This window comes from Methylocella tundrae (assembly GCF_038024855.1).
Taxonomy (GTDB): Bacteria; Pseudomonadota; Alphaproteobacteria; order Rhizobiales; family Beijerinckiaceae; genus Methylocapsa; species Methylocapsa tundrae.
The window spans coordinates 853876-871594 of sequence record NZ_CP139089.1; the positions used below are offsets into that span (position 1 = coordinate 853876).

At 61.7% G+C, this 17719-nt stretch carries 33 protein-coding genes; 19 read left to right on the forward strand and 14 right to left on the reverse strand.

Annotated elements, in window-relative coordinates; translation table 11 throughout:
* Positions 1–12: 12 nt before the first annotated feature.
* The 13 genes from SIN04_RS06485 to SIN04_RS06545 all read right to left on the reverse strand — a co-directional run bounded on the left by SIN04_RS06485 (position 13) and on the right by SIN04_RS06545 (position 6727).
* Positions 13–504 carry a hypothetical protein gene (locus tag SIN04_RS06485; RefSeq protein ID WP_134487487.1) on the reverse strand — a complete coding sequence of 164 codons (492 nt, stop codon included), beginning with the start codon at positions 502–504 and terminating at the stop codon, positions 13–15.
* 11 nt (positions 505–515) lie between these two features.
* A complete protein-coding gene (ssb, locus tag SIN04_RS06490) occupies positions 516–974 on the reverse strand; it encodes a single-stranded DNA-binding protein (protein ID WP_134487490.1) in 459 nt (152 codons plus the stop codon).
* A 399-nt stretch (positions 975–1373) separates the two neighbouring features.
* A complete protein-coding gene (locus SIN04_RS06495; RefSeq protein WP_134487493.1) occupies positions 1374–1826 on the reverse strand; it encodes a hypothetical protein in 453 nt (150 codons plus the stop codon).
* Positions 1827–1864: 38 nt separating this feature from the next.
* Positions 1865–2860 (reverse strand): DUF2303 family protein, encoded by a 996-nt coding sequence (locus SIN04_RS06500; RefSeq protein WP_134487495.1) that lies wholly within the window; start codon positions 2858–2860, stop codon positions 1865–1867.
* A gap of 21 nt (positions 2861–2881) precedes the next feature.
* A complete protein-coding gene (locus tag SIN04_RS06505) occupies positions 2882–3223 on the reverse strand; it encodes a hypothetical protein (protein ID WP_134487498.1) in 342 nt (113 codons plus the stop codon).
* A gap of 4 nt (positions 3224–3227) precedes the next feature.
* Positions 3228–3836, reverse strand: coding sequence for a hypothetical protein (locus SIN04_RS06510; RefSeq protein WP_134487501.1), 609 nt, complete (start codon positions 3834–3836; stop codon positions 3228–3230).
* A complete protein-coding gene (locus SIN04_RS06515) occupies positions 3833–4237 on the reverse strand; it encodes a hypothetical protein (protein ID WP_134487504.1) in 405 nt (134 codons plus the stop codon). Before SIN04_RS06515 ends, SIN04_RS06510 begins: the two co-directional genes overlap by 4 nt.
* A complete protein-coding gene (locus tag SIN04_RS06520) occupies positions 4227–4478 on the reverse strand; it encodes a hypothetical protein (RefSeq protein WP_134487507.1) in 252 nt (83 codons plus the stop codon). The genes SIN04_RS06515 and SIN04_RS06520 overlap by 11 nt, the downstream gene beginning before the upstream one ends.
* Entirely contained in the window at positions 4475–4699 is a 225-nt protein-coding gene (locus tag SIN04_RS06525) for a hypothetical protein (RefSeq protein ID WP_134487510.1), read from the reverse strand. Before SIN04_RS06525 ends, SIN04_RS06520 begins: the two co-directional genes overlap by 4 nt.
* A complete protein-coding gene (locus tag SIN04_RS06530) occupies positions 4699–4911 on the reverse strand; it encodes a hypothetical protein (protein ID WP_134487513.1) in 213 nt (70 codons plus the stop codon). The genes SIN04_RS06525 and SIN04_RS06530 overlap by 1 nt, the downstream gene beginning before the upstream one ends.
* Positions 4911–5156 (reverse strand): hypothetical protein, encoded by a 246-nt coding sequence (locus SIN04_RS06535; RefSeq protein WP_134487516.1) that lies wholly within the window; start codon positions 5154–5156, stop codon positions 4911–4913. Before SIN04_RS06535 ends, SIN04_RS06530 begins: the two co-directional genes overlap by 1 nt.
* A gap of 202 nt (positions 5157–5358) precedes the next feature.
* On the reverse strand, positions 5359–6003 hold the full coding sequence (locus SIN04_RS06540) for a hypothetical protein (protein WP_134487519.1): 645 nt from the start codon (positions 6001–6003) through the stop codon (positions 5359–5361).
* The gene (locus tag SIN04_RS06545; protein WP_166795863.1) at positions 5993–6727 is read right to left on the reverse strand and encodes a helix-turn-helix transcriptional regulator; all 735 of its coding nucleotides are present in this window, start codon (positions 6725–6727) and stop codon (positions 5993–5995) included. Before SIN04_RS06545 ends, SIN04_RS06540 begins: the two co-directional genes overlap by 11 nt.
* A gap of 143 nt (positions 6728–6870) precedes the next feature.
* On the opposite strand from SIN04_RS06545, the gene SIN04_RS06550 reads away from it, so the two are divergent.
* Genes SIN04_RS06550 through SIN04_RS06565 form a run of 4 tightly spaced genes read left to right on the forward strand, consistent with a single transcriptional unit; the run spans position 6871 to position 7965 of the window.
* Positions 6871–7101, forward strand: a complete 231-nt coding sequence (locus tag SIN04_RS06550) for a hypothetical protein (RefSeq protein ID WP_134487526.1) — start codon at positions 6871–6873, stop codon at positions 7099–7101.
* Positions 7098–7301 (forward strand): hypothetical protein, encoded by a 204-nt coding sequence (locus SIN04_RS06555; RefSeq protein WP_134487528.1) that lies wholly within the window; start codon positions 7098–7100, stop codon positions 7299–7301. Before SIN04_RS06550 ends, SIN04_RS06555 begins: the two co-directional genes overlap by 4 nt.
* Entirely contained in the window at positions 7298–7723 is a 426-nt protein-coding gene (locus tag SIN04_RS06560) for a hypothetical protein (protein ID WP_134487531.1), read from the forward strand. The genes SIN04_RS06555 and SIN04_RS06560 overlap by 4 nt, the downstream gene beginning before the upstream one ends.
* On the forward strand, positions 7720–7965 hold the full coding sequence (locus SIN04_RS06565; protein WP_134487534.1) for a hypothetical protein: 246 nt from the start codon (positions 7720–7722) through the stop codon (positions 7963–7965). Before SIN04_RS06560 ends, SIN04_RS06565 begins: the two co-directional genes overlap by 4 nt.
* 6 nt (positions 7966–7971) lie before the next feature.
* On the opposite strand, the gene SIN04_RS06570 is transcribed toward SIN04_RS06565, so the two are convergent.
* Positions 7972–8304, reverse strand: a complete 333-nt coding sequence (locus tag SIN04_RS06570) for a hypothetical protein (RefSeq protein WP_134487537.1) — start codon at positions 8302–8304, stop codon at positions 7972–7974.
* Between the two features lie 163 nt (positions 8305–8467).
* Between SIN04_RS06570 and SIN04_RS06575 the strand changes: the two genes are divergently transcribed.
* The 15 genes from SIN04_RS06575 (at position 8468) to SIN04_RS06645 (ending at position 17622) form a co-directional block, all read left to right on the forward strand.
* Complete coding sequence (locus SIN04_RS06575) at positions 8468–8848, forward strand: hypothetical protein (RefSeq protein WP_134487540.1); 381 nt, start codon at positions 8468–8470, stop codon at positions 8846–8848.
* A complete protein-coding gene (locus SIN04_RS06580) occupies positions 8848–9390 on the forward strand; it encodes a GcrA family cell cycle regulator (RefSeq protein WP_134487543.1) in 543 nt (180 codons plus the stop codon). Before SIN04_RS06575 ends, SIN04_RS06580 begins: the two co-directional genes overlap by 1 nt.
* Positions 9390–9611 carry a hypothetical protein gene (locus SIN04_RS06585; RefSeq protein ID WP_134487546.1) on the forward strand — a complete coding sequence of 74 codons (222 nt, stop codon included), beginning with the start codon at positions 9390–9392 and terminating at the stop codon, positions 9609–9611. Before SIN04_RS06580 ends, SIN04_RS06585 begins: the two co-directional genes overlap by 1 nt.
* 5 nt (positions 9612–9616) lie before the next feature.
* Complete coding sequence (locus SIN04_RS06590; protein WP_134487549.1) at positions 9617–10807, forward strand: DUF7146 domain-containing protein; 1191 nt, start codon at positions 9617–9619, stop codon at positions 10805–10807.
* Between the two features lie 211 nt (positions 10808–11018).
* Positions 11019–11234 (forward strand): hypothetical protein, encoded by a 216-nt coding sequence (locus SIN04_RS06595; protein ID WP_134487552.1) that lies wholly within the window; start codon positions 11019–11021, stop codon positions 11232–11234.
* On the forward strand, positions 11221–12051 hold the full coding sequence (locus SIN04_RS06600; protein WP_134487555.1) for a ParB/RepB/Spo0J family partition protein: 831 nt from the start codon (positions 11221–11223) through the stop codon (positions 12049–12051). The genes SIN04_RS06595 and SIN04_RS06600 overlap by 14 nt, the downstream gene beginning before the upstream one ends.
* Positions 12048–12359, forward strand: coding sequence for a hypothetical protein (locus SIN04_RS06605; protein WP_134487558.1), 312 nt, complete (start codon positions 12048–12050; stop codon positions 12357–12359). The genes SIN04_RS06600 and SIN04_RS06605 overlap by 4 nt, the downstream gene beginning before the upstream one ends.
* Positions 12360–12378: 19 nt before the next feature.
* Positions 12379–12630 carry a hypothetical protein gene (locus SIN04_RS06610; protein WP_134487561.1) on the forward strand — a complete coding sequence of 84 codons (252 nt, stop codon included), beginning with the start codon at positions 12379–12381 and terminating at the stop codon, positions 12628–12630.
* Positions 12611–12949, forward strand: a complete 339-nt coding sequence (locus SIN04_RS06615; protein ID WP_134487563.1) for a hypothetical protein — start codon at positions 12611–12613, stop codon at positions 12947–12949. The genes SIN04_RS06610 and SIN04_RS06615 overlap by 20 nt, the downstream gene beginning before the upstream one ends.
* Positions 12946–13281: a hypothetical protein gene (locus SIN04_RS06620; RefSeq protein ID WP_341264306.1), complete on the forward strand. Its 336-nt coding sequence runs from the start codon at positions 12946–12948 to the stop codon at positions 13279–13281. The genes SIN04_RS06615 and SIN04_RS06620 overlap by 4 nt, the downstream gene beginning before the upstream one ends.
* Positions 13278–15053 (forward strand): phage/plasmid primase, P4 family, encoded by a 1776-nt coding sequence (locus SIN04_RS06625; protein WP_341264307.1) that lies wholly within the window; start codon positions 13278–13280, stop codon positions 15051–15053. The genes SIN04_RS06620 and SIN04_RS06625 overlap by 4 nt, the downstream gene beginning before the upstream one ends.
* Before the next feature lie 18 nt (positions 15054–15071).
* Positions 15072–15452 carry a hypothetical protein gene (locus tag SIN04_RS06630; RefSeq protein ID WP_341264308.1) on the forward strand — a complete coding sequence of 127 codons (381 nt, stop codon included), beginning with the start codon at positions 15072–15074 and terminating at the stop codon, positions 15450–15452.
* Between the two features lie 477 nt (positions 15453–15929).
* A complete protein-coding gene (locus SIN04_RS06635; RefSeq protein ID WP_134487574.1) occupies positions 15930–16802 on the forward strand; it encodes a hypothetical protein in 873 nt (290 codons plus the stop codon).
* Between the two features lie 104 nt (positions 16803–16906).
* Positions 16907–17092 carry a hypothetical protein gene (locus tag SIN04_RS06640; protein ID WP_134487577.1) on the forward strand — a complete coding sequence of 62 codons (186 nt, stop codon included), beginning with the start codon at positions 16907–16909 and terminating at the stop codon, positions 17090–17092.
* Positions 17089–17622: a hypothetical protein gene (locus tag SIN04_RS06645; RefSeq protein ID WP_134487580.1), complete on the forward strand. Its 534-nt coding sequence runs from the start codon at positions 17089–17091 to the stop codon at positions 17620–17622. Before SIN04_RS06640 ends, SIN04_RS06645 begins: the two co-directional genes overlap by 4 nt.
* Positions 17623–17719 lie beyond the last annotated feature (97 nt).

Sequence of the window (17719 nt, forward strand, 5' to 3'; positions counted from 1 at the left end):
TCGCCATTCCTTTCACGCTGCGAGATTGGCCTCGTCGAGACTGACGCCTTCATAATAGCCGAGCCAGTTGAGGCGCTTGAGCAGGCGAACCGCCTGCTTTTCGGCGGAGCGGTTCAGCGCCGGCTCATTGGCCGCCGGCTGCAACGCCGGCATGATCAGATCCATGCCGCGCGCCATGGCGCCGCCGGCGTGCAGGACGAGGTAATCCTGCGCCACGATCCTTTGCAGCGCGTAGAACCATACAAGGCCGGCCTTGGCGACCAGCGCGCCTTCCTGCCGGTGCTGGCGCATCACATCCTCGAAGAGACGTTCGGCGCGGCGCTCGAGGCTTCGGCGCTTGGCCGGCAGCAGATCGGCGAACGGCTCCTCGGCGGCTTGCGCGAAAAGGTCGATCGCTTCCCGCGCCTCCGGCCGTGTCGGATCATCGACGCCGGACGTCATGACGTCGAACATTACAAGGGCGGGGAGGGCGAGCTCTACGCGGGCTTTGTCGGTCAGGCGCATGGCGGTCTCGGTTAGAATGGAATTTCGTCATTGATCGCTTCCGAGATCGATTTGTCGGCCTCGGTCCGCGTCGATGTGGTTCCGTAGGCGTCCGCGTCTTCGGCTGGCGGCGGCCTGTTAGATTGGCTCGTCAGCATCTGCAGCTCGCCACGGAAGCGTTCGAGCACGATCTCCGTCGCGCGGCGCTTGATCCCGTCCTTGCCGTCATATTCCCGCGTGCGGATCTTGCCCTCGAGATAGACGAGCGAGCCTTTCTTCAGATATTGCTCGACCACCTTGCAGATGTTCTCATCGAACACGACGACATTGTGCCATTCGGTCCTGTCCTTGCGCTCGCCCGTCGCCTTGTCGCGCCAGCTTTCGCTGGTCGCGAGCGAGAATGTGGCGATCTGATCCCCGGCCCTGTTGTGCCGGATGTCCGGATTGCGGCCTAAATGGCCGATGAGAATCGCCTTGTTGACGCCCGTCATTGGATCAATTTCTTAGTCATGGGCCTTACCTTTCGCTTTGGTCTGTTGAGCGAAGCAACTCTGCTTAAATGGAGCGCAACGTTTTGCGCCCTAATGATCGCCGCCGCAGCCGACAGAAGCCGCATTGAAGTGACAATGTTCCCATTTTCGCGCTCGTCACATGAAAGCATGATCAAATGAGAGAAATCGCTTGAGGCTGTATAATTTAATCCTGCCTTGCGGGCCGCTCTAAGCTCTCTGGCTGCCGTTTCCTCCGGCGGTTGCCAAAATGGCCGACGTACAATTTTCAACCTCGGCCGGAATCGAGAATAAACAGCAGGCATTTCATTTACTCCACCTTGGCCTTGTTGTGCCGGACGTCCGGATTGCGGCCTAAATGGCCGATGAGAATCGCCTTGTTTACGTCGCCCGCCACGCCTCACAGCGATGCGCGCTGGCGGAAAGGGGAGCCGGCGGCATGGCTTCCTCGAGCTCTTCCTCGAGCACGCGCAGGCGCTTCAGGAGCTCCGCGCGCTCCTTGCCGAGCTGGTAGCGGAGGGGGTCGGACATTTCCTCGCTCGCCAACCGCGCCTCGATCTGCACGATGCGCCCGTGCAGAGTGTGGGCCTGGCGGATTGGATCATCCTGCGGCCATTCGCCGGCCTCATATCTGGCGCGCTTCCATTCATCCCGGATTTCCTGCTGCCGTTCGGGAGACAGAAACTCGAAGATGGCGAGCGCCTCGCTCTTGCGCCGCACCGCTGGCCCCTGCGACGGCGCGGGCCACATCCCGAGCCGCAACAGGACCGGGAAGATGAAGGCGGCGAACATGACGACAGCTATTGCGGCCGTCAGCAAATGTGCAATCGGCATGGCTTTGGGCTCCTCGATTTAGAGTCGGGCGGAAGGCTCTATTGCTCTGGCGCGCCTTCGAATGTCGGGAGTCCGGTCAACGCCGCGGCGGTCGCAAGATCGTCCTGCACCTGGCAGCGCAGCCAATATTCCGGGCGATAGAGCGCATAGGACCATTTGATCTCGCCGCCGCCGCTGCGGTAGCGCAGCCGGGCCGGAATGCGGACAGGATCGCCATCAACGAAGGCGCGGACCGAAACCATGAAGATGCCGGGAATATCAACGGGCTCGCCCTTGGCGTCGGAGTGCTGCGTATCGAACACAACCGTCCGCTCGCCGGTCTGAAGACGCTCGGTGCGCTTGATTTTCTGGCCGACATAGATTTCGAGATTGCGCGAAAGGTTGATGACCTCGATCGGCGCGGCGAAACGCTCTTTGAACAGCAGCTCATATTCTGTCCGCTCGGCGTCCAACGGAGCGGCGAGCTCGGCGGCGTGCTCCTCGAGGAAGAGCGCGAAGATGCCTTGCTCCATCGCGAAGCCGTTACCCTTCATCCAGGTCTTGAATTCATCCGTGAGCGGGAAGGCGTAATTGATGCGGTGGCGGCCAAAACGCGCTGTCTTGTCGGTTTGGTGATAGTCGATAAGCGCGGTAAGGCTGGGATCGGGCCAGCTCGTTTTCGCGAAGATCGCGGAGTGCTCGTCCTTGTGGCGATTGACGAGATCGCAGAAGCTGGCCAGCGTGGTGACCTCGGCGGTTCCCGCGCGCCGCTGTGGCGCCGTGCGGTGTGCGGCGAAGAAGCTATCCAGCGGGACGATTTCCGGCTTCTCGCCATATTTGATCAGCGCGGGGACTTTTGACGGGATGCCGACGCTGCCTTCGGGCGCAGGCAATTCGACCAGCTCGACCTCGCGGCTCTCGCGCGCGAGTTCGGTCAGCCGATCCAGCACGTCCCGCCGGGAGACGAGGAGCGCCGCCTCGGCAGACGGCGTCAACAGCGCCTCGCCTTGGGCGTGTTGGATCGGCGTGGCCGGAGTCTCTTTTTTCTCAACCATGGTATTCTCCTTAATGAGGGATTAGCCGGCGTCGCGATCGCGCTCAGTGACGCGGGGCCCGGCGAACATGTCGATCTGGCTTGGGTGCTGAACGGAAAGCGCGCCTTCATGCGTCCAGAACGGCGTGCCGGAGAAAGCCTTTTCTTCCGGCAATTTCGATTTGATCGACGGTTTGATTTCGAGACGGCCACTGTCGTAATGCACCGTCACGGCGAGGTTGATGGTGACCGTTCCTTTTTGGTCCGGCAGCGCCTCAAGCGTCTCGATCGCTTTTTCAAGATGCTCATCGCATTTCTCGATGAAGCGGCCGCGATTGAGGAGTTCAAGCATGCTGACGAAGCGGCGGATGACAGGTGATGACATTGGCTCAGGCTCCAATCGATGCGTTTGCGAGCGCCGGCAAATAGGCGCGGAACAGCGCGTAAAGCTCATCGGCGATATCGAAAGCCGCGCGCAGGCGGTAGACTTTGCGCAGGGGGGCGGCGGCTTCGATGTCGGGCGCCCAGGCCTTCGCGCAGGGGCTTAGAAAATCGCGGCGCTCGGTGCGCAGGGCGATGATATCGGCGCGCTTGATCTCGTCATGCTGCGCGGATGTCGGCAGAGGGAGGCCAGCCGCCGTGTGGATGGCGCGGTCGTGCCGACGCGCGATCTCATAGAGGACCTGCTGCATCAAGACGCGGCCGCCCGGATACATGCCGGCGATCTCGCACAGCGCCAGTTTGGTCGGCGTGGTGATGTCGCCGATGCGCGCCTCATGCGCGTCGTGCAGCAGCACCAAGGGTTTGACCTCGTCCCGCGCCGCCTCGAAAGCGATGATGGTGTGCAGGGCGACGGAGACCGGCTTCAACGCCGCGCCGCAATAGCGGTTGACGGTCGAAAGCGTGTCGGCGAGCTCGCGGAAATCGACCTCGGCCGGCGTGGGGTCGACCATATCGATCATCCGGCCGCGAAGGGTTTGCATCCAGATCCCGCTCATGCGAGGCCGCGCGAGTAATCGACGGATTCCTGTACGAAGGGGCGGCCCAGTTCACCCGCCAGCCCCTTGGCCGCGGCGTCGAAGATCGCCTCGCAAATCGTGCCGAGGGCGACGATCTCATCCTCTTTATCGACGCTGTTGCTGACGAGGTTGATGAGGAGAACGGACATTGAGCCGGCAAGGCCCTTGACCAGTTCAATCGCTGGCGATCCTTTCGCCATCGCCCGCCACTTTTCATGCACGTAGCAGAGCGTGAACACCTCCATCAGAAGCGGCGTCACGCGCGCCTGTACGCCGATGGCGCCGTCCTCCTTCTCATGTTGCCTGAAGTCGTTGGCGCGCTTGGCGAGATAGGCGACAATCTCCGGCGGCGCGCTGGCGCGCAGATCCTCAAGCGTCATGGGTCTCTCCTGATAAAAGGCATGTTTCCGAAAGGGGATCGAAACGCACAAAAGCCCGGCCCGCATGGGGAAGAATGTTGCGGGCCGGGGAGTGCGCGGACGGGCAGGAGGAAGACGCCCGGCCGGATGCGAAAGTGAGAAGGGCGAGCGCGAAGCCAGCGAGCAGCGCCAGAGTGGTCAGCGCGCACAGAGCGATCATGAAGGCCTCGCGCAGGGCTTCGAGGATGACGCGCCCTCTCATGCGCGCGTCCTCGCGAGCTGGCGCGCCTTGAAGGCGTCGAGCTGCGGGCGCATCCAGCCGCGCCGCAGCAGATCCTCGAAATAGACGACGCCGGCGCCGGCGAAGATTTCGAGGATGTCGAGCTTCATGCGCTCATCCGCGACCACCTGGTCGGTGATGAAGCGGCGCGGCCCAAGCGTTGCGCCGATGGGGCTTTGCGGCGGATCGTAGAAGGCGGGCATCACGCGGCCTCCTCACGGTCATCTTCGATGATGATTTGAAGCGTCTTTGCGCCGCGCAGATCCGTCTTTTCGAAAAGACTGAGAATTCCGCGCCGGGTGATATGGCCCGCGATGGATTTTTCGCCGGCGACGGCTCGATCCGCCGCCTCGATGGCGAGCGCGAGACCGCCGACTCCATCGAATCCCCAAGAGAAGAGCAATTTTCTCGTCATCACGCGGCCTCGCTGACGCGGGCGCTGATGGCGCGGCGGCGGATGCGCTCGACTTCCAGCGCGCCGGCGTCGAAGCGGAGGATGGCGGATGCGTCGAGGCCGAGCTCGGCGCGATAGCGCGCGGCGCGGCGGTCATAAATGGCAAGATCGGCGTCCGGCAGCGCGCTCAGCACGAAGCGCATGGCGCTGATCAGGATCTCGTCAGCGAGATCGCGTCGGGAAAGATTGGGAGAAAGGGCGCACATGGGCGGCTCCATCGGGTTCGATGGAGCTAACCTAGTGGGCATTTGCCCATCATGTCAATGGGCAAAATGCGTTATTGCGGCGGCGATGGGCAACAGCCCATTGGAGGAGGGGAGTCGCATCCGATTCTGTGCATAAAAAAGCCCGACGCTGCGCCGGGCTGGAAGGGTTGCGCGCTCAATGCCCGCGCTTCATGCGAGCAGTTTAATCGGGGGCATCGGCAGCGTAGATATGAAACCAGAGCCCTGCTGACTTTTGCAGTATATATCTGCGCTCCGCCGTCTTTATAGTTATACTTTCACCAACTTTTAATCCTTTAAACAGTACAGATATAATTTCACTCTGGTGTTCAATGTCCTCATCTGTGCCTGCGGCAAATATCGCCGCCTCGTACGAGATAATACATTTTGCCGCGTCAATATCATTCGATGTTGTGCAGATCATCGTCAATCCGACGATCTCGCTGCCGCCCTTTTCCGTTTCTGCCATCACAATCATAAAGTTGCCGAGCTTATAAGTGCAGACGGTTCGCTTATCTTCTGAACCATCCTCGCAGCGCACCTTATTCAGCGAATAATGCTGCGACTCCACTTTCGAGAACGCCTTTTTGAAATCAGATGTGATGCTCGAAAATGTCAGTGGCAGTTTGTCGCTGTCTGCACTCACCGGCTTGGGCGTAAGAGCTAGGAATGCGGCGGCGGCTAGCAATTTTAGGCGCATTGTTTCACTCGCTTTCGTCTCGACGCGCTTTGCCCACGATCGGGTAGCGAAGGGCGCCGTATGGCTTTGCTCAACGCGATATTTTTTCCCAGTATCCACCGAGCGTAGCTGACGAACGTTATTCGTCAAATACCTCGCGAGCGGGAATGATTCGCTGGATCAGCTTGATGTCTGTGTTTGAGAAGCTCTGATCTCCTGGCGGATTGAAGCGGTGACAGACATAGCGCTTCCCGTCCTTTTCGATGAGTTGCCGGAAATAACGGCGCGGGCCAATCTCCCGAAGTATGGGATGCATTTCAATCATGACGTCATCGCCTGGCCGCGCCTCGGATTTCGCGTCGATGAAAACGAGATCATCCTTGGTCAATGTCGGAGACATCGAGGCATCCGTGATCCTGACGGCGTAAATACCGGGTCGCCCCATCAGCCCCTTTGGTCGCGGGATGCGGCCGGAGACGCGCTGCAAAGCGTAAGAAAAGTCTTCCCCAACAGCCTCCGCGCCGCCGTAAATAATGACCTCGCCATTATCGTCTGGCTTATTCGTCAGCGGTTTTTCAGCCGCGCCTGCTGCATGGAAAAAGACGGGCAGCTCCGGCACCGGCGACTCGGCCACCCCTGCGCCTCTCGCGTTGCCCTTCGCGATTATTCCCTCGAGCGCCGCGAGCGGCCCGAATCGGGGCCTGATCGTCTCTTTAGTGGGTCCGGGTCCCTTGGCTCGCGCAACCCAATCGACAAAGTTTGGGTCTATGGTCGCGACAATTTCTTCGATTGAATCGAGCTTGCCGCGCCCGCGCCTGATGACGTCTCGGGCATAGGTATCGCCATGCTTGGTCCTGCTGGTCGCATTTTTCATATCGATCTCAGCAAGAGCCAAAAATTCTGCAAATCGCTTTCGGACCATGTCATCCATAATGGGATATTGCCCACTTCATTGCCCATAAGCGAATGTGCAAATGCCTATTGACACGATGGGCATTTGCCCACTAGCATCGCATTATGAAAGAAACCGAAGACCTCCTCCACGAAATTCAAACCTATCTTATCGCGTCGCGCATGGCGCCCTCGACGTTTGGTCGGTTGGCGGTCAACGACGGCAAGCTGATTTCGCGGCTGCGGGCCGGAGGCAGTGTGACGCTGACCATCGCGTCCAAAATTAGAAGTTACATTGATGACCATCCTCCACAGGAACATCAGCCCCCTTTTTCCGTGGCGGGAGACGCCTCATGACGTCCAAAAGTCTGGCTGAGGCTCAACCGCAGGTTGTTGAAGATATCGCGGGCGGCCTGGTGATCGGAGAGGATGGTCTTGTGCTTATCGAGATCGGGCCTCTGAGCCTTTCCCTGACCGGCGATGAAGCCGATGAGATCGCCGCCGCGATCGGGCGCGTCCGGGCGCAGCAACGCGCGGCGGAAGGCGGCGAGTCATGAGCATCGCCGCCGCATCGATCTTTGGCGAATGGGATGGCCAGCGCTGGCGTTTCTCAAGCGAGCCTTCGCCCGCGCCGCATCTCGATGAACAGATCATGGATGAGGGCGATCTGCGCGGCGCGCCCGGCCTTGTCGTCCTCTTCGAAGCCGAGACATCCGAGCCCGGCCTTTGCAAGTTCGGCGAGGCTATCGTCCTCGATGAAATCGATATCGCTTTCCTGCGTCTCTATTTTCCCGAGCACCCGCTGTGCCAGGCGCCCGTAGGCTGTCGAGAAAGCGAGGAACGCGAGAAACAGGCCGGTTTCTCCCTGCGGCAGACGGACCCTCTTGATCGTCATCTTCTGGAGCTCCTGTTCGTGCGCAACCTGCGCGCCCTGATAGCGGACATCATAGGACGCACAGCGCCGGGGCAAAGCTCATGAGCCGCGCGCATTGTCCGCAGCCGGACGCTTGTGGCGCGCCGCCGCATGGGCCGTGCTTCAAATGTGGGGATACGGAGTATCTGTCCCGCCGCATGCGCGCGCGCAATCGCCTGCCGGGCTGGGTTCCACAGGATCTGCGCGGCGAATGGATCGATCTCGCGATCGAGCTTGGCGAGGTCTACGCCGCCGCGCAAATCCTCGCCTTGATGCGGGAAACGCGCCCGGTCGAGGTTTTGGGATGAGCGGCGTCACAGCCATGAGCTCAAATCCAGCCGCGGCTGTTCGCGCGGGACTGCGTTTTGCGGCGAGAAGGCGAGCTCGCCTTCATGCAGCGCATGGAGAATTTCGCCGAGGCGGTCTTCGGCTTCGCGCATGGCGGCTTTACCGAGCGGCGGCGCGATCGTCCAGTTTTGCTGCGCGCCGCCGAGCGCGAGGCGCAGCCGCGCGAGCCATCCGGCTGGCTTCGGCGCGAGGCGCGCACAGCGCCACACCAGTTTTCCGAGAGCGGTTTCGAGAACCAGAATCCGCCCCTTCAACAATTCGATTTCTTCCGCCTCGGAGCGCGTGATCTCCGCGTTCATTCGGGTTGATCCTTGTGTGTTGTTTCCTGGCCGCTGAGCGTTGGCGCGCTTTTTGGCCGTGTTGCTTCAGGTGTATTCACAAATGTCTGCGTCTGCCGGTCTTTTGCCCTTCAATGATCTGCGGCCTCAAGCGTCTTTAGAGATGCCAGAGGACGCTTTGAGAATGTGCAAAAATCCTTTGAGAGATTCGCAAAAGAGCGACGTTCCCTATGTTGAGCGCGCCTCGGTCTGGGCGGATGCGCTGGTCCGCAAAGAGACCCGAGGTCCGGGCGATCTCGATAATGCGATGCGTCGCGCCGCGCGCGCCAGCGGCGTTCCCTACAGCGCGTTTTGGGCGCTGCGATACAGGCGCCCGAAAGACATATTGGCGTCGATCTATTTTGCGTTGCGTGACGCTTATGAGGCCGAGCGAGCAAGGCAACTTCAGGCATTGAAACATGAACTTGAAATCACAGCGGCGCAGGCCGGGGATTCTGCGCATTCTGTTCGCGCGGCTCAGGCTTTGGTTGACGAGGCTTCGGACGTGACCAAAGGGAGTGAGTGATGGCCTATTGGTCGGATGATCGCATTGCGGAGCTTGAAGGGCTGATCGCCAAGGGCGCGAGCGCGGGAGACGCCGCCGCGCATTTTGACGGCAGGTTTTCGCGCTCCGCGCTGATTGGATTTGCGGCGCGGCGCGGGTTGCATTTCAACAGCAGACCCGGGCGAAGGGGTGAGGCAAAGGCTACGGCGTCAGCGCCCGCAGCCGGCGCGCGGCCTGCGCCATGCGCCAGACGCGTCCCCGCGCTGAAACCAGCCGCTCCCAAGCCGGCGCCCAAGCCAGCCATGCGGCCGGCGCCAAAGCCGATCATGCGTCCCGCGCCGGAAGCGCCGCCGCCTGCCCCTGAGCTGGTCGAGGGACCCGGCGTTCCGTTCGCGGAACTGGCCGCGCATCAGTGCCGCTGGCCATCCGGCGGACCGGCTGTCGAGGATTTCCGCTTTTGCGCCGCGCCGCGGCCTGGCGCCGGACCTTACTGCGCCGCGCATGCCGCGCGGGCCTATGCGAAGCCGCGCGCGTCAGCCGCCGGCCGGATCGGGAGGGACTGATGGCGCTGGAAATATTCGAGATCCACGACAAGCAGGAACGCGAGATCGCGGCGATTGTCGAGGGCGCGACGCCGGAGCTGGCGTGGCTGTTCTGCGGCTCGGCGATCACAGCCAATATCAAGGCGGCGCGGCGCGTGCTCGGCGAGGAAAAGACCCGCGCCATGCTGCGGGAGGTCCTGGCCGATTGCGGGCTGAACCTCAATCGCGCGCCCCGGGCATGAGCGTCATGGCGCGCCTTTCGCGGGATGATCTGGCGCAGGTGAAGGCGCTCAATCCGCTCGATGACATCATCGACCAGCGGACGAAGCTGAAACGCGCGAATTCGCGCGGCATCCGCGAAGGGCAGTGCATCTGCAATCCGGTGCGCGGCAAATGGCCCTTGTGGGTCAATGCGCAGACCTCGACGTGGGGATGCCTGGCGCGCGGAAGCGTCTGCGGCGGCGACACTTTTACTTTCCTTGAGCAGTTCGAGGGGTTGGATTTTCAGGCGGCGCTCGCCTCGATGTGCGGCGCTGAGGCTGTGCGCGATCCCGAGGCCGCGGCGCGGATGGAGGCTGAGCGCGCGGCGCGCGCGGCCGAGCATGACGCGCGGGCGAAGGCGCTGGCCGAGGATGAGCGCGCGAAAGCCTATGCGATCTGGCAAAACGCCGGGCCTGTGGCGGAGACGCTGGTTGACGCCTATTTCGCGCATCGCGGGCTTGATCCCGTGCGCTCAAAGGCGCTGCGGTTTTCGCCGATGGAGGCCTATTGGCATGCGCCGGAAGACGCCGGCGCGAAGCCTTCGATCGTGCATCGCGGACCCTGCATGCTGGCGGCGATTCAGGGTCCGGATGGGCGGTTTTTGGGGCTGCACCGGACCTGGCTCGACGCGCGTCTTGGGACGGCTGACATGCCGCGCGAGGCGTCGGGTAAGGCTGAGATTTTGGCCGCTGACGGCGCGCCGCTGCCGGCGAAAAAAATGCGCGGCGGCAAGCAGGGCGGCGCGATCCGGCTGCATGACTGGCATGAGGGCAGCGGCGAAAGAGTCTTTCTCTGCGGCGAGGGGATCGAGACGGTTGAGACGGTCTATCTGGCCGTGCATCGCGGCTTCGGCGCGAATTATTGCGCCTGGGCGGCCGGCGATCTCGGCAATATCTCGGGCAAGGCATTGGGGCTTTCGTCCAAACATCCGGCCAAGCCGGGCCGATGGATACCCAGCGAGGAGCCGGACCCGGATGCGCCGGGGCTGATGCCGCCCGCTGGCGCGGCGAAGGCGATCATTCTTGGCGATGGCGACAGCGATCCGCTGGTGACAATGGCGCGGCTCGAATGCGCGCGGCGCAGATGGTCGCGCGCGGGATGCCCGGCGGAGGTGCGCATGGCGCCCGAAGGGTCTGACTACAATGATCTGGCGCGGCAGAGGGAGGATGTGGCGTGAGACACACTAAAACGCCCTACACGCGCGGCGCCTCGACTGTTCGGCCGTTTGCGGCGAGCGAGGATCAGCTGATAACCGATTGGCGCATTCAAGGTCACGGCACTACGGCCATAGCCCGCCGCCTTTCGGAAGAAACGGGCTATCTGCGCTCTCCAGCAACAATAAACATGCGCCTCAAAACCTTGGCGCGGATTGAGGAGCAGGATGCGCCATGAGCATTTTCGAGCAACCTGACTTGGCGGATGTCGACCATGCGGTTGACGCGCTTTGGCGCTGCCGTTTCGACACCGCGACCATCGCTCGGCTGCTGAATCGCAGCGAGGCGCAGATCTATAACCGGCTGTGCCGGCGCGCCGGGATGGCCGCGCATCCGGACCCCGCGGAGTTCAGCCAATTTGTCGAGGGAGGCGTCTATGCGGCCGATTGAGCCTGTGAAAGGGGGCGTGACGCCGCCGGAGCATTTTGGGCCGGTCCCCGAATTGCGCTGGCTGGCGATCTCGCAGCTTGTTGTCGACGAGACCTATCAGCGCGAAATTGGCGGACCCGGCAAGACCAATGTCCGGGCGATCGCGTCGAACTTCTCCTGGATGAAATTCGCGCCTGTCGTCGTCTGTCCGGTGCAGGGCGGGGCCTATGCGATCGTGGACGGGCAGCATCGCACGACGGCGGCTTTGACGATCGGCATAGACAGCGTGCCTTGCCTGATCATCCAGGCCGACCGGAAACAACAGGCCGAAAGCTTTCGGGCGATCAACGCCGGCACGGTCAAGGTCAACCGGCTGGCGATCTATCGGGCGTCGCGCGCCGCCGGCGACCCGGAGGCGCTGGCGATCGACGCCGCATCGCGCGCGGGCGGCGTCACGATCGTCGCAAGCTATATGGCGTCAAAGGATCTGAAGCCGGGCGAGACCATGGCTTCCGGCACGGTCGGCAAGTGCCTCGCACAATATGGGCGCGATCTGACGGTGCTGGCGCTGAAAACCATTGTCACCTCGGAAAGCGAACAGGGCGGCGCGTTGCAGGCGAAGATCATCGCCGCCGTCGCCGCTGTGCTTTACGATAATCCTGCCTGGCGCGAGGACGCGCGGCTGACGGGCGCTTTCAAAAACATCGATCTCGCCGGGGAGATGGAAGAGGCTTTCTTCAAGGCGAAGAAGCCCGGGGCCGCGAAAGCGGCGGACCTGCTGTATTGCGCGATCGTCCGTCATCTTGACGCGGCGCTGAGGCGGAAGGCGATCGCGTGAGCGCGGTGGAATTGCCTCCTCCTTTAATTGCCGATCTGCGGCGCGGGGCGGCTCAAGAGGCGCGAATTCTAAGGGGCGAGAATGCTCATCTCAGAGAGATAATCGCGGAACTCGAAGACCGATTATCGCAGATGCGCCAGCGCGACGAAGAGCTGATCGACGGCGCGCGGGTGCGGACCTGTGGTCTGACAACGCCTATGCGTGGGACGCTTCTCGCGCGAAACGGTGAGTTTAGTTGGGTTATGTTTGATGGCTGCGACGAGCCGAGAACGTGGCCCCTTAAATATCTGGGTGTGACCAAACGGTGAGATCGCGGGAGGCGGCGGAATGAGCAATCCGGACCTGTTGGAATTAGCGATTCGCGAGGGCGCGGCGAAGGCTTTGCGCGCGCGGGCGGAAGCGGCTGCGGCGCGCGCTGAAGACTGCCGGACGAAGATCGGGCTGAAGACGGGCGGCGCCCTTGTTATTTCGACGGCTGAATCGGCGCTGGAAGAGCGCAACGCGCGGGACTGGCGCGCGCTCGCCGATGAGATCGGGAGCGGGTTGGGGGAAAAGCAAAATGATTCGGGTGACCTTTGATCTGCTTCCGGGCGGCGACGCTGATCGCGCCCGAACCATCGGCATTATGGAAATTGCGAACATTGGAATTCATGGCGATGGAACGGCCGACTATGCCGTAGCGCTGAAAAAAACGCCGCCTTTCGCGGGCGCGCTGCGCGCGGCATGGAAAAAGGGAAAGGTCAGCTCTGATGATACGGCGTTGAACGCGGTGATGGCTGGCGAGGATGACGAGCTGATCACAGCTCTCGCAACCGGCCATCACCGCACGCGGCGCGGCGTCTATGACCTGCTGTTCCGCGCGCTGCGTTCCTGCGGGCTTGATAAGAGAAATTCATGAGCCGTGGACCTTGCGCGAAACAGATCGTGCGCGCGACGATTGTGGCGGTGGATGGCTCGCGGTTTGTTGGCGAGAATGATTGCGCCAACCCGCAGCCCGTCTGCCCTCGCAAAGACCTGCCGACCGGCGTCGGTTATGAGCTCTGCCACGACGTGTGCGGGCAGAGCAGCCACGCCGAGATTGCGGCGTTGAAGGCGGCCGGCGCCGCGGCGCGGGGCGGGGCCATTTATCTCGAAGGGCATAGCTACGCCTGCGAAAACTGCCGCGCGGCCTGCCTGGCGGCTGGAATCGCTCGGATATACGTTGCGGCTCCGCCGTCTGGTGACGAATGACGCCTGAACAAGCCGCGCTTATTGCCTCCATGGTTGAAGGCGCGCCGCCCCGCGAACCCCTTGCCGCGCCGGCGCCGCCTCTCGACCATAGCGACGAGATCGACGATGGCACGGAATTGGGGCCTTCCGATTCCGACGCGCGGCAGGTTGACGCCGGCGCGCTCATACGCTGCTGCGAGCTCGACCATTCCGACACGGATAATGGCAAAAGGCTGCTGGCGCATTTCGGCTCGGAATTGCGCGTCTTGAAGCAGGGCGACGCCAAGACGCCGAGCTATGCCGCCTGGGTCGGCACGCATTGGGATATTGATTGCGGCAACCTCTATGCGCATGCCGTGGCGCAAAAGCTCGGCGGCCGCATCGGCCTCGAGGCCGATGTGATGGCGCAGACGCCTTTTGAGGAAAAGATCATCGCCGAGGCCGACCAGGCCGATGATGATCTCGCCGCGCTGGAAAAGCGCAAGGCGGAGTGGAGCGATGAGGATGTTGCGCGCGCCCGGGTTTTGAAGCGGCTGGTCGACGAAGGGGACGCGGCGCGCGACGCTCTGAAAAAGCGGAAAATCGCGCGGCGGAAATTCGCCGTCTCAAGCAAGAATAAATCGCGAATCGAGGCGATGATGATCTGCGCCGCGCCGTTTTGCGCTGTCGAGCCCGATGATTTCAACAAGAATCCATTCCTGTTTTCGACGCGCAAGCACACATTGGAGTTTGTGCGCGAAAAGGATCTGGAATGTCCCGACCCTGACGTCGAGCGCATGAAGGTCCGCCTTGACGTGCGGGATGGACACCGGCGCGAAGACATGCTGACGCGATTTGTGCCGCTGGCCTATAAGCCGAAGGCCGAATGTCCGAGGTGGCTCGCCTTCCTCGATGAGTTTTTGCCAGACGCCTCCGTGCGCGAATTCGTGCAGACCTTTTCCGGCCTTGGCCTGATCGGCCGCACCGTGCAGCTGCTGGTCTTTCATTATGGCTCGGGCGCCAATGGCAAGAGCGTGTTTCTGGAAACGCTGATGCGCGTGCTGGGGCCGCTGGCGGTGGGCCTGCCGGCGGAAAGCATCACCGGGCAGGGCGATCGCAGCGCTGGCGGCGCCTCGCCCGATCTGGCGCGGCTCTATGGCGCCAGAGCCTTGAGGGTTTTGGAGCTGCCCGCCGACAAGCCGCTGCATGAGGATTTGGTGAAGAAACTCACCGGCGGCGAAAAGATCCCCGTGCGCACGCTGTTCAAGGGCTATTTCGAGTTTACGCCGATCTTCTCCTGCCACATGAGCGGCAACGGCTATCCGCGCATCGACGGAACCGACAATGGCATCTGGCGGCGCATGGCCGTGGTGCATTGGCCGGTGACGATCCCGGAAGAAAAGCGCCGCGAGTTCGAAGATGTGCTGGCCGATTTCGCGCCGGAATATCCGGGCATCCTGAATTGGCTGATCGAGGGCGCGACGCGCTTTATCGAGAGCGGGCTGCACATGCCGGATTCGGTGCGGGCCGCGACGGCCGAGTATCGCAGCGAAATGGACCCGATCTCGGATTTTATCGCGGATTGCGTGAGCGAAGCGCCGGGGCAGTATCTGACCGCGCGAACCATGTATGAGGCTTATGTCTCATGGTCCATGGCCAATGCGAAGAAACCGATCTTTGAGACCAAATTCGGCCGCGTGATGAAGACGAAGTTCGAGCGCACGAAGACAGGCGTGCGACGATATTTGAATTGCCAGCTGCATGACGTGCCATACCGGCCCGATGCCGAGCCCCGCAACCCCGATTGGGAATAAAGGATAGGAAAAACCCTCATGAACGATTTGGAAACCGTCGCGCCGAGAGCGCAGGTGATTGCCGCGCAACCTGGATTCTTTGTCTTAACGCTCATGGGTATTGACGAAGACATGTCAATCTTGATGAGCCCGATCATCGGTTGGCTGATTGAAGGCGAAAATGCCTTCCCGCTGACGTCCTTTGGTACGCGGAGGAGCTCAACCGTTCTGCATCCAGGAGGGTTGATCGAATCGGAAAATGGATGGTGGTCCAATGCAAAGGATTGGGTATTGGATGAGATGGAGGAACACCCGCGCTATGCCGGCTTCCTCCAAAACCGGGACGCCTGGAATGTTGAGCCTGCCGTCTCTGGCATGATGGCCATCAAGCGCCTTCGTGAATTTGGCGGCGCGCTATGAGCTCACCTTTTCCTCTCGCAAAGACCTTGCGCGCAACAGGACCTCCGCGTCCAACGTGACGCTTCACCCTCCTTTCGGCCAAAAGTCAGTCGAGGGGTCTATTTTTTGGAACGTGTGGATCGCGAGCGATGGCGCTTGCTCTAAATTTGGCGGAAACGAGCGATTTTCTAGGGAGGGTTTGGAGGGTTTGGTGAGGGTTTATGCAAACCCTCCACACTAAAAACAACAACTGAAACAGTATCTTATCGAGTGCTTAGGGAGGGTTGGAGGGTTTACGCGCGCGTATATATAGAAAAAAGGGGTTACGGGGGAAAAGGAAAAACAGAAAAATTCCTTATGTATACGCGAGATAAACCCTCCAACCCTCCCTAGTGGTATTTTAACACATTGAAATGATTGAACAAAACATTAGGGATGGTTTTTTGAAACCCTCCCTGAACCCTCCAAACCCTCCACATTGCGGGAACGGGATGCGACATGGCGAAAAAGCGGGTTGAGGTTGAGGCGCTGCTGCGCTGGGCGTATCGCGATGAGTTGCCGAAAGAGCAGGCGCCAGGCGGCGCGATCGTGCCGGGATTTCGCGCCGGATGGGGCGGCGTGTCGAAGTTCGGCGACTATCTGACGGTGATCGATGAGGCCGGGCTGAACCGATGGGGCGTCGTGCCGATCGCAGGCGCGGAAAGCGAGCCGCATCCGGATGCGCTCGCGATCGCGGCGGCTGTCGCGGCGCTGGATGGTCTCGAATTGGGCTTGCCGGAGGATTGGAGCCCGTTTTCGGATTTGGGCGATATGGGCGTGCTTGGCGAAGCGGCGGTTGCCGCGACCGTGGACCGGCTGACGGTGCGTGACGCCGATGGCGCGCGGCGGTTGCGGACGCCGCCAAGCCGGTTGATTTTCAAGTTTGCGATCATGGGCGGGTGTCCGGTGTGGAAAGCCGACAAGCCGGAGGTGCGGATTGTCTCGGCGCATGGCAAGCCGAAATGGTTTGTGCGCAAGATGATCACGACCTCGGTCAGCGATACGCCTTACGAGGTCGAGGCGGACGGATATTCGCAGACAGCGAAAAGGCCGGTCGCGGGCGCGTATCAGAAACGCTATCTCGATCCGTGCCCTGTCGATGCCGGCGTGGCTCGGGGCGAATATGAAATCTGGCGATTCGCGATGGATGTGCTGACTGACGATTTGCGCGGGATGCTGAGCGAGCATGAGGTTTTGGCGTCGCCGCGGGCGATTCGGCCATGGGAACAGGATGAGCGCTTGCCGCGCGTGCTGCCGGATTTGACCTGGTCTTGCCATGTCGCGAAGGTCGTACAGAGGCGCGGACGCGGGAGGCCGCAAAAAACCGCTTGACTTGCGGCAGTTGTTTGGCGCACCTTATGCAGGCTTTAAAAGGTTACACAAACCCGACGCTTCCCGCGCCGGGTTTTTTGTTGTCTCGGCTTCGGGAGGCGGACATGTGCCGATGCGCTGAGAGACGCGCGGCGATCGGCCGTGTTGTGTCGTCTCTGGCGAATGGCGAAGTGGAAAAAGCGCGCATCGCCGAGGCCGCGCGATTCGTGACCAACACCATGGTCGAGGATGCGCGGGCGCTTGTGAGCGGCGCGCGTCTGGCCGCGGCGCGGATGAGCCTGCGTCGATGATCGCGCTGCGCGTGAAGGTCGTCGGGATCAAGACCGGCGGCTTCGCGAAGAAAATCCCGCTGGCGATTGCGCGAGGGCTGAACGAGGGCGGCGACAAGGTGCGCACGCAGGTGCAGCGCGCGCTGAAGACGCAGACGGGCGTGACGAAATACGCCTCGATCACGTCGAGGATGCAGGATTCGGGACGCGGCTATGCGCGCGCCGCGCCTGGTAAGCTTGCCTATCAGATCATCGCGAAGGGCAAGGGCATTCCGATCAAGGAATTCCCGGTGAAAGACACCGGCCATGGGATAGATGCGCGCACATGGGGCGTCGATCATCTGTTCAAGCGCTCGTTTGGGATGCCTGGGCGCGGCGTCGACGGGTTTCGCGCAAGGCTGACGGATAAGCGATTGCCTATCCGCAAGCTGTATGGGCCATCGCTGCCGAAAGAGCTGGTGAAAGACAAAGCGGCTGAGGTGTTTATCGCATCGGCGCAGGGGGTTGTGCCTGCCGCGGTGCTCAAACATCTGCTGAAGTCGGTAGGGTGAGATACGGCGTGGATCTGTGGTTCACGGGTCCTTCCCCCCTCCCGAATGGCACGCGCCGCCGCCGCAGTCCGGAATTTCTCTAGCAAGACTTTGATTT

Bases quoted from the DNA above. Each gene is read 5' to 3' on its own strand.
- SIN04_RS06485 (WP_134487487.1), bottom strand. From the start codon at position 504: ATGCGCCTGACCGACAAAGCCCGCGTAGAGCTCGCCCTCCCCGCCCTT.
- ssb (WP_134487490.1), bottom strand. From the start codon at position 974: ATGACGGGCGTCAACAAGGCGATTCTCATCGGCCATTTAGGCCGCAAT.
- SIN04_RS06495 (WP_134487493.1), bottom strand. From the start codon at position 1,826: ATGCCGATTGCACATTTGCTGACGGCCGCAATAGCTGTCGTCATGTTC.
- SIN04_RS06500 (WP_134487495.1), bottom strand. From the start codon at position 2,860: ATGGTTGAGAAAAAAGAGACTCCGGCCACGCCGATCCAACACGCCCAA.
- SIN04_RS06505 (WP_134487498.1), bottom strand. From the start codon at position 3,223: ATGTCATCACCTGTCATCCGCCGCTTCGTCAGCATGCTTGAACTCCTC.
- SIN04_RS06510 (WP_134487501.1), bottom strand. From the start codon at position 3,836: ATGAGCGGGATCTGGATGCAAACCCTTCGCGGCCGGATGATCGATATG.
- SIN04_RS06515 (WP_134487504.1), bottom strand. From the start codon at position 4,237: ATGACGCTTGAGGATCTGCGCGCCAGCGCGCCGCCGGAGATTGTCGCC.
- SIN04_RS06520 (WP_134487507.1), bottom strand. From the start codon at position 4,478: ATGAGAGGGCGCGTCATCCTCGAAGCCCTGCGCGAGGCCTTCATGATC.
- SIN04_RS06525 (WP_134487510.1), bottom strand. From the start codon at position 4,699: ATGCCCGCCTTCTACGATCCGCCGCAAAGCCCCATCGGCGCAACGCTT.
- SIN04_RS06530 (WP_134487513.1), bottom strand. From the start codon at position 4,911: ATGACGAGAAAATTGCTCTTCTCTTGGGGATTCGATGGAGTCGGCGGT.
- SIN04_RS06535 (WP_134487516.1), bottom strand. From the start codon at position 5,156: ATGTGCGCCCTTTCTCCCAATCTTTCCCGACGCGATCTCGCTGACGAG.
- SIN04_RS06545 (WP_166795863.1), bottom strand. From the start codon at position 6,727: ATGAAAAATGCGACCAGCAGGACCAAGCATGGCGATACCTATGCCCGA.
- SIN04_RS06550 (WP_134487526.1), top strand. From the start codon at position 6,871: ATGAAAGAAACCGAAGACCTCCTCCACGAAATTCAAACCTATCTTATC.
- SIN04_RS06555 (WP_134487528.1), top strand. From the start codon at position 7,098: ATGACGTCCAAAAGTCTGGCTGAGGCTCAACCGCAGGTTGTTGAAGAT.
- SIN04_RS06560 (WP_134487531.1), top strand. From the start codon at position 7,298: ATGAGCATCGCCGCCGCATCGATCTTTGGCGAATGGGATGGCCAGCGC.
- SIN04_RS06565 (WP_134487534.1), top strand. From the start codon at position 7,720: ATGAGCCGCGCGCATTGTCCGCAGCCGGACGCTTGTGGCGCGCCGCCG.
- SIN04_RS06570 (WP_134487537.1), bottom strand. From the start codon at position 8,304: ATGAACGCGGAGATCACGCGCTCCGAGGCGGAAGAAATCGAATTGTTG.
- SIN04_RS06575 (WP_134487540.1), top strand. From the start codon at position 8,468: ATGTGCAAAAATCCTTTGAGAGATTCGCAAAAGAGCGACGTTCCCTAT.
- SIN04_RS06580 (WP_134487543.1), top strand. From the start codon at position 8,848: ATGGCCTATTGGTCGGATGATCGCATTGCGGAGCTTGAAGGGCTGATC.
- SIN04_RS06585 (WP_134487546.1), top strand. From the start codon at position 9,390: ATGGCGCTGGAAATATTCGAGATCCACGACAAGCAGGAACGCGAGATC.
- SIN04_RS06590 (WP_134487549.1), top strand. From the start codon at position 9,617: ATGGCGCGCCTTTCGCGGGATGATCTGGCGCAGGTGAAGGCGCTCAAT.
- SIN04_RS06595 (WP_134487552.1), top strand. From the start codon at position 11,019: ATGAGCATTTTCGAGCAACCTGACTTGGCGGATGTCGACCATGCGGTT.
- SIN04_RS06600 (WP_134487555.1), top strand. From the start codon at position 11,221: ATGCGGCCGATTGAGCCTGTGAAAGGGGGCGTGACGCCGCCGGAGCAT.
- SIN04_RS06610 (WP_134487561.1), top strand. From the start codon at position 12,379: ATGAGCAATCCGGACCTGTTGGAATTAGCGATTCGCGAGGGCGCGGCG.
- SIN04_RS06615 (WP_134487563.1), top strand. From the start codon at position 12,611: ATGATTCGGGTGACCTTTGATCTGCTTCCGGGCGGCGACGCTGATCGC.
- SIN04_RS06620 (WP_341264306.1), top strand. From the start codon at position 12,946: ATGAGCCGTGGACCTTGCGCGAAACAGATCGTGCGCGCGACGATTGTG.
- SIN04_RS06625 (WP_341264307.1), top strand. From the start codon at position 13,278: ATGACGCCTGAACAAGCCGCGCTTATTGCCTCCATGGTTGAAGGCGCG.
- SIN04_RS06630 (WP_341264308.1), top strand. From the start codon at position 15,072: ATGAACGATTTGGAAACCGTCGCGCCGAGAGCGCAGGTGATTGCCGCG.
- SIN04_RS06635 (WP_134487574.1), top strand. From the start codon at position 15,930: ATGGCGAAAAAGCGGGTTGAGGTTGAGGCGCTGCTGCGCTGGGCGTAT.
- SIN04_RS06640 (WP_134487577.1), top strand. From the start codon at position 16,907: ATGTGCCGATGCGCTGAGAGACGCGCGGCGATCGGCCGTGTTGTGTCG.
- SIN04_RS06645 (WP_134487580.1), top strand. From the start codon at position 17,089: ATGATCGCGCTGCGCGTGAAGGTCGTCGGGATCAAGACCGGCGGCTTC.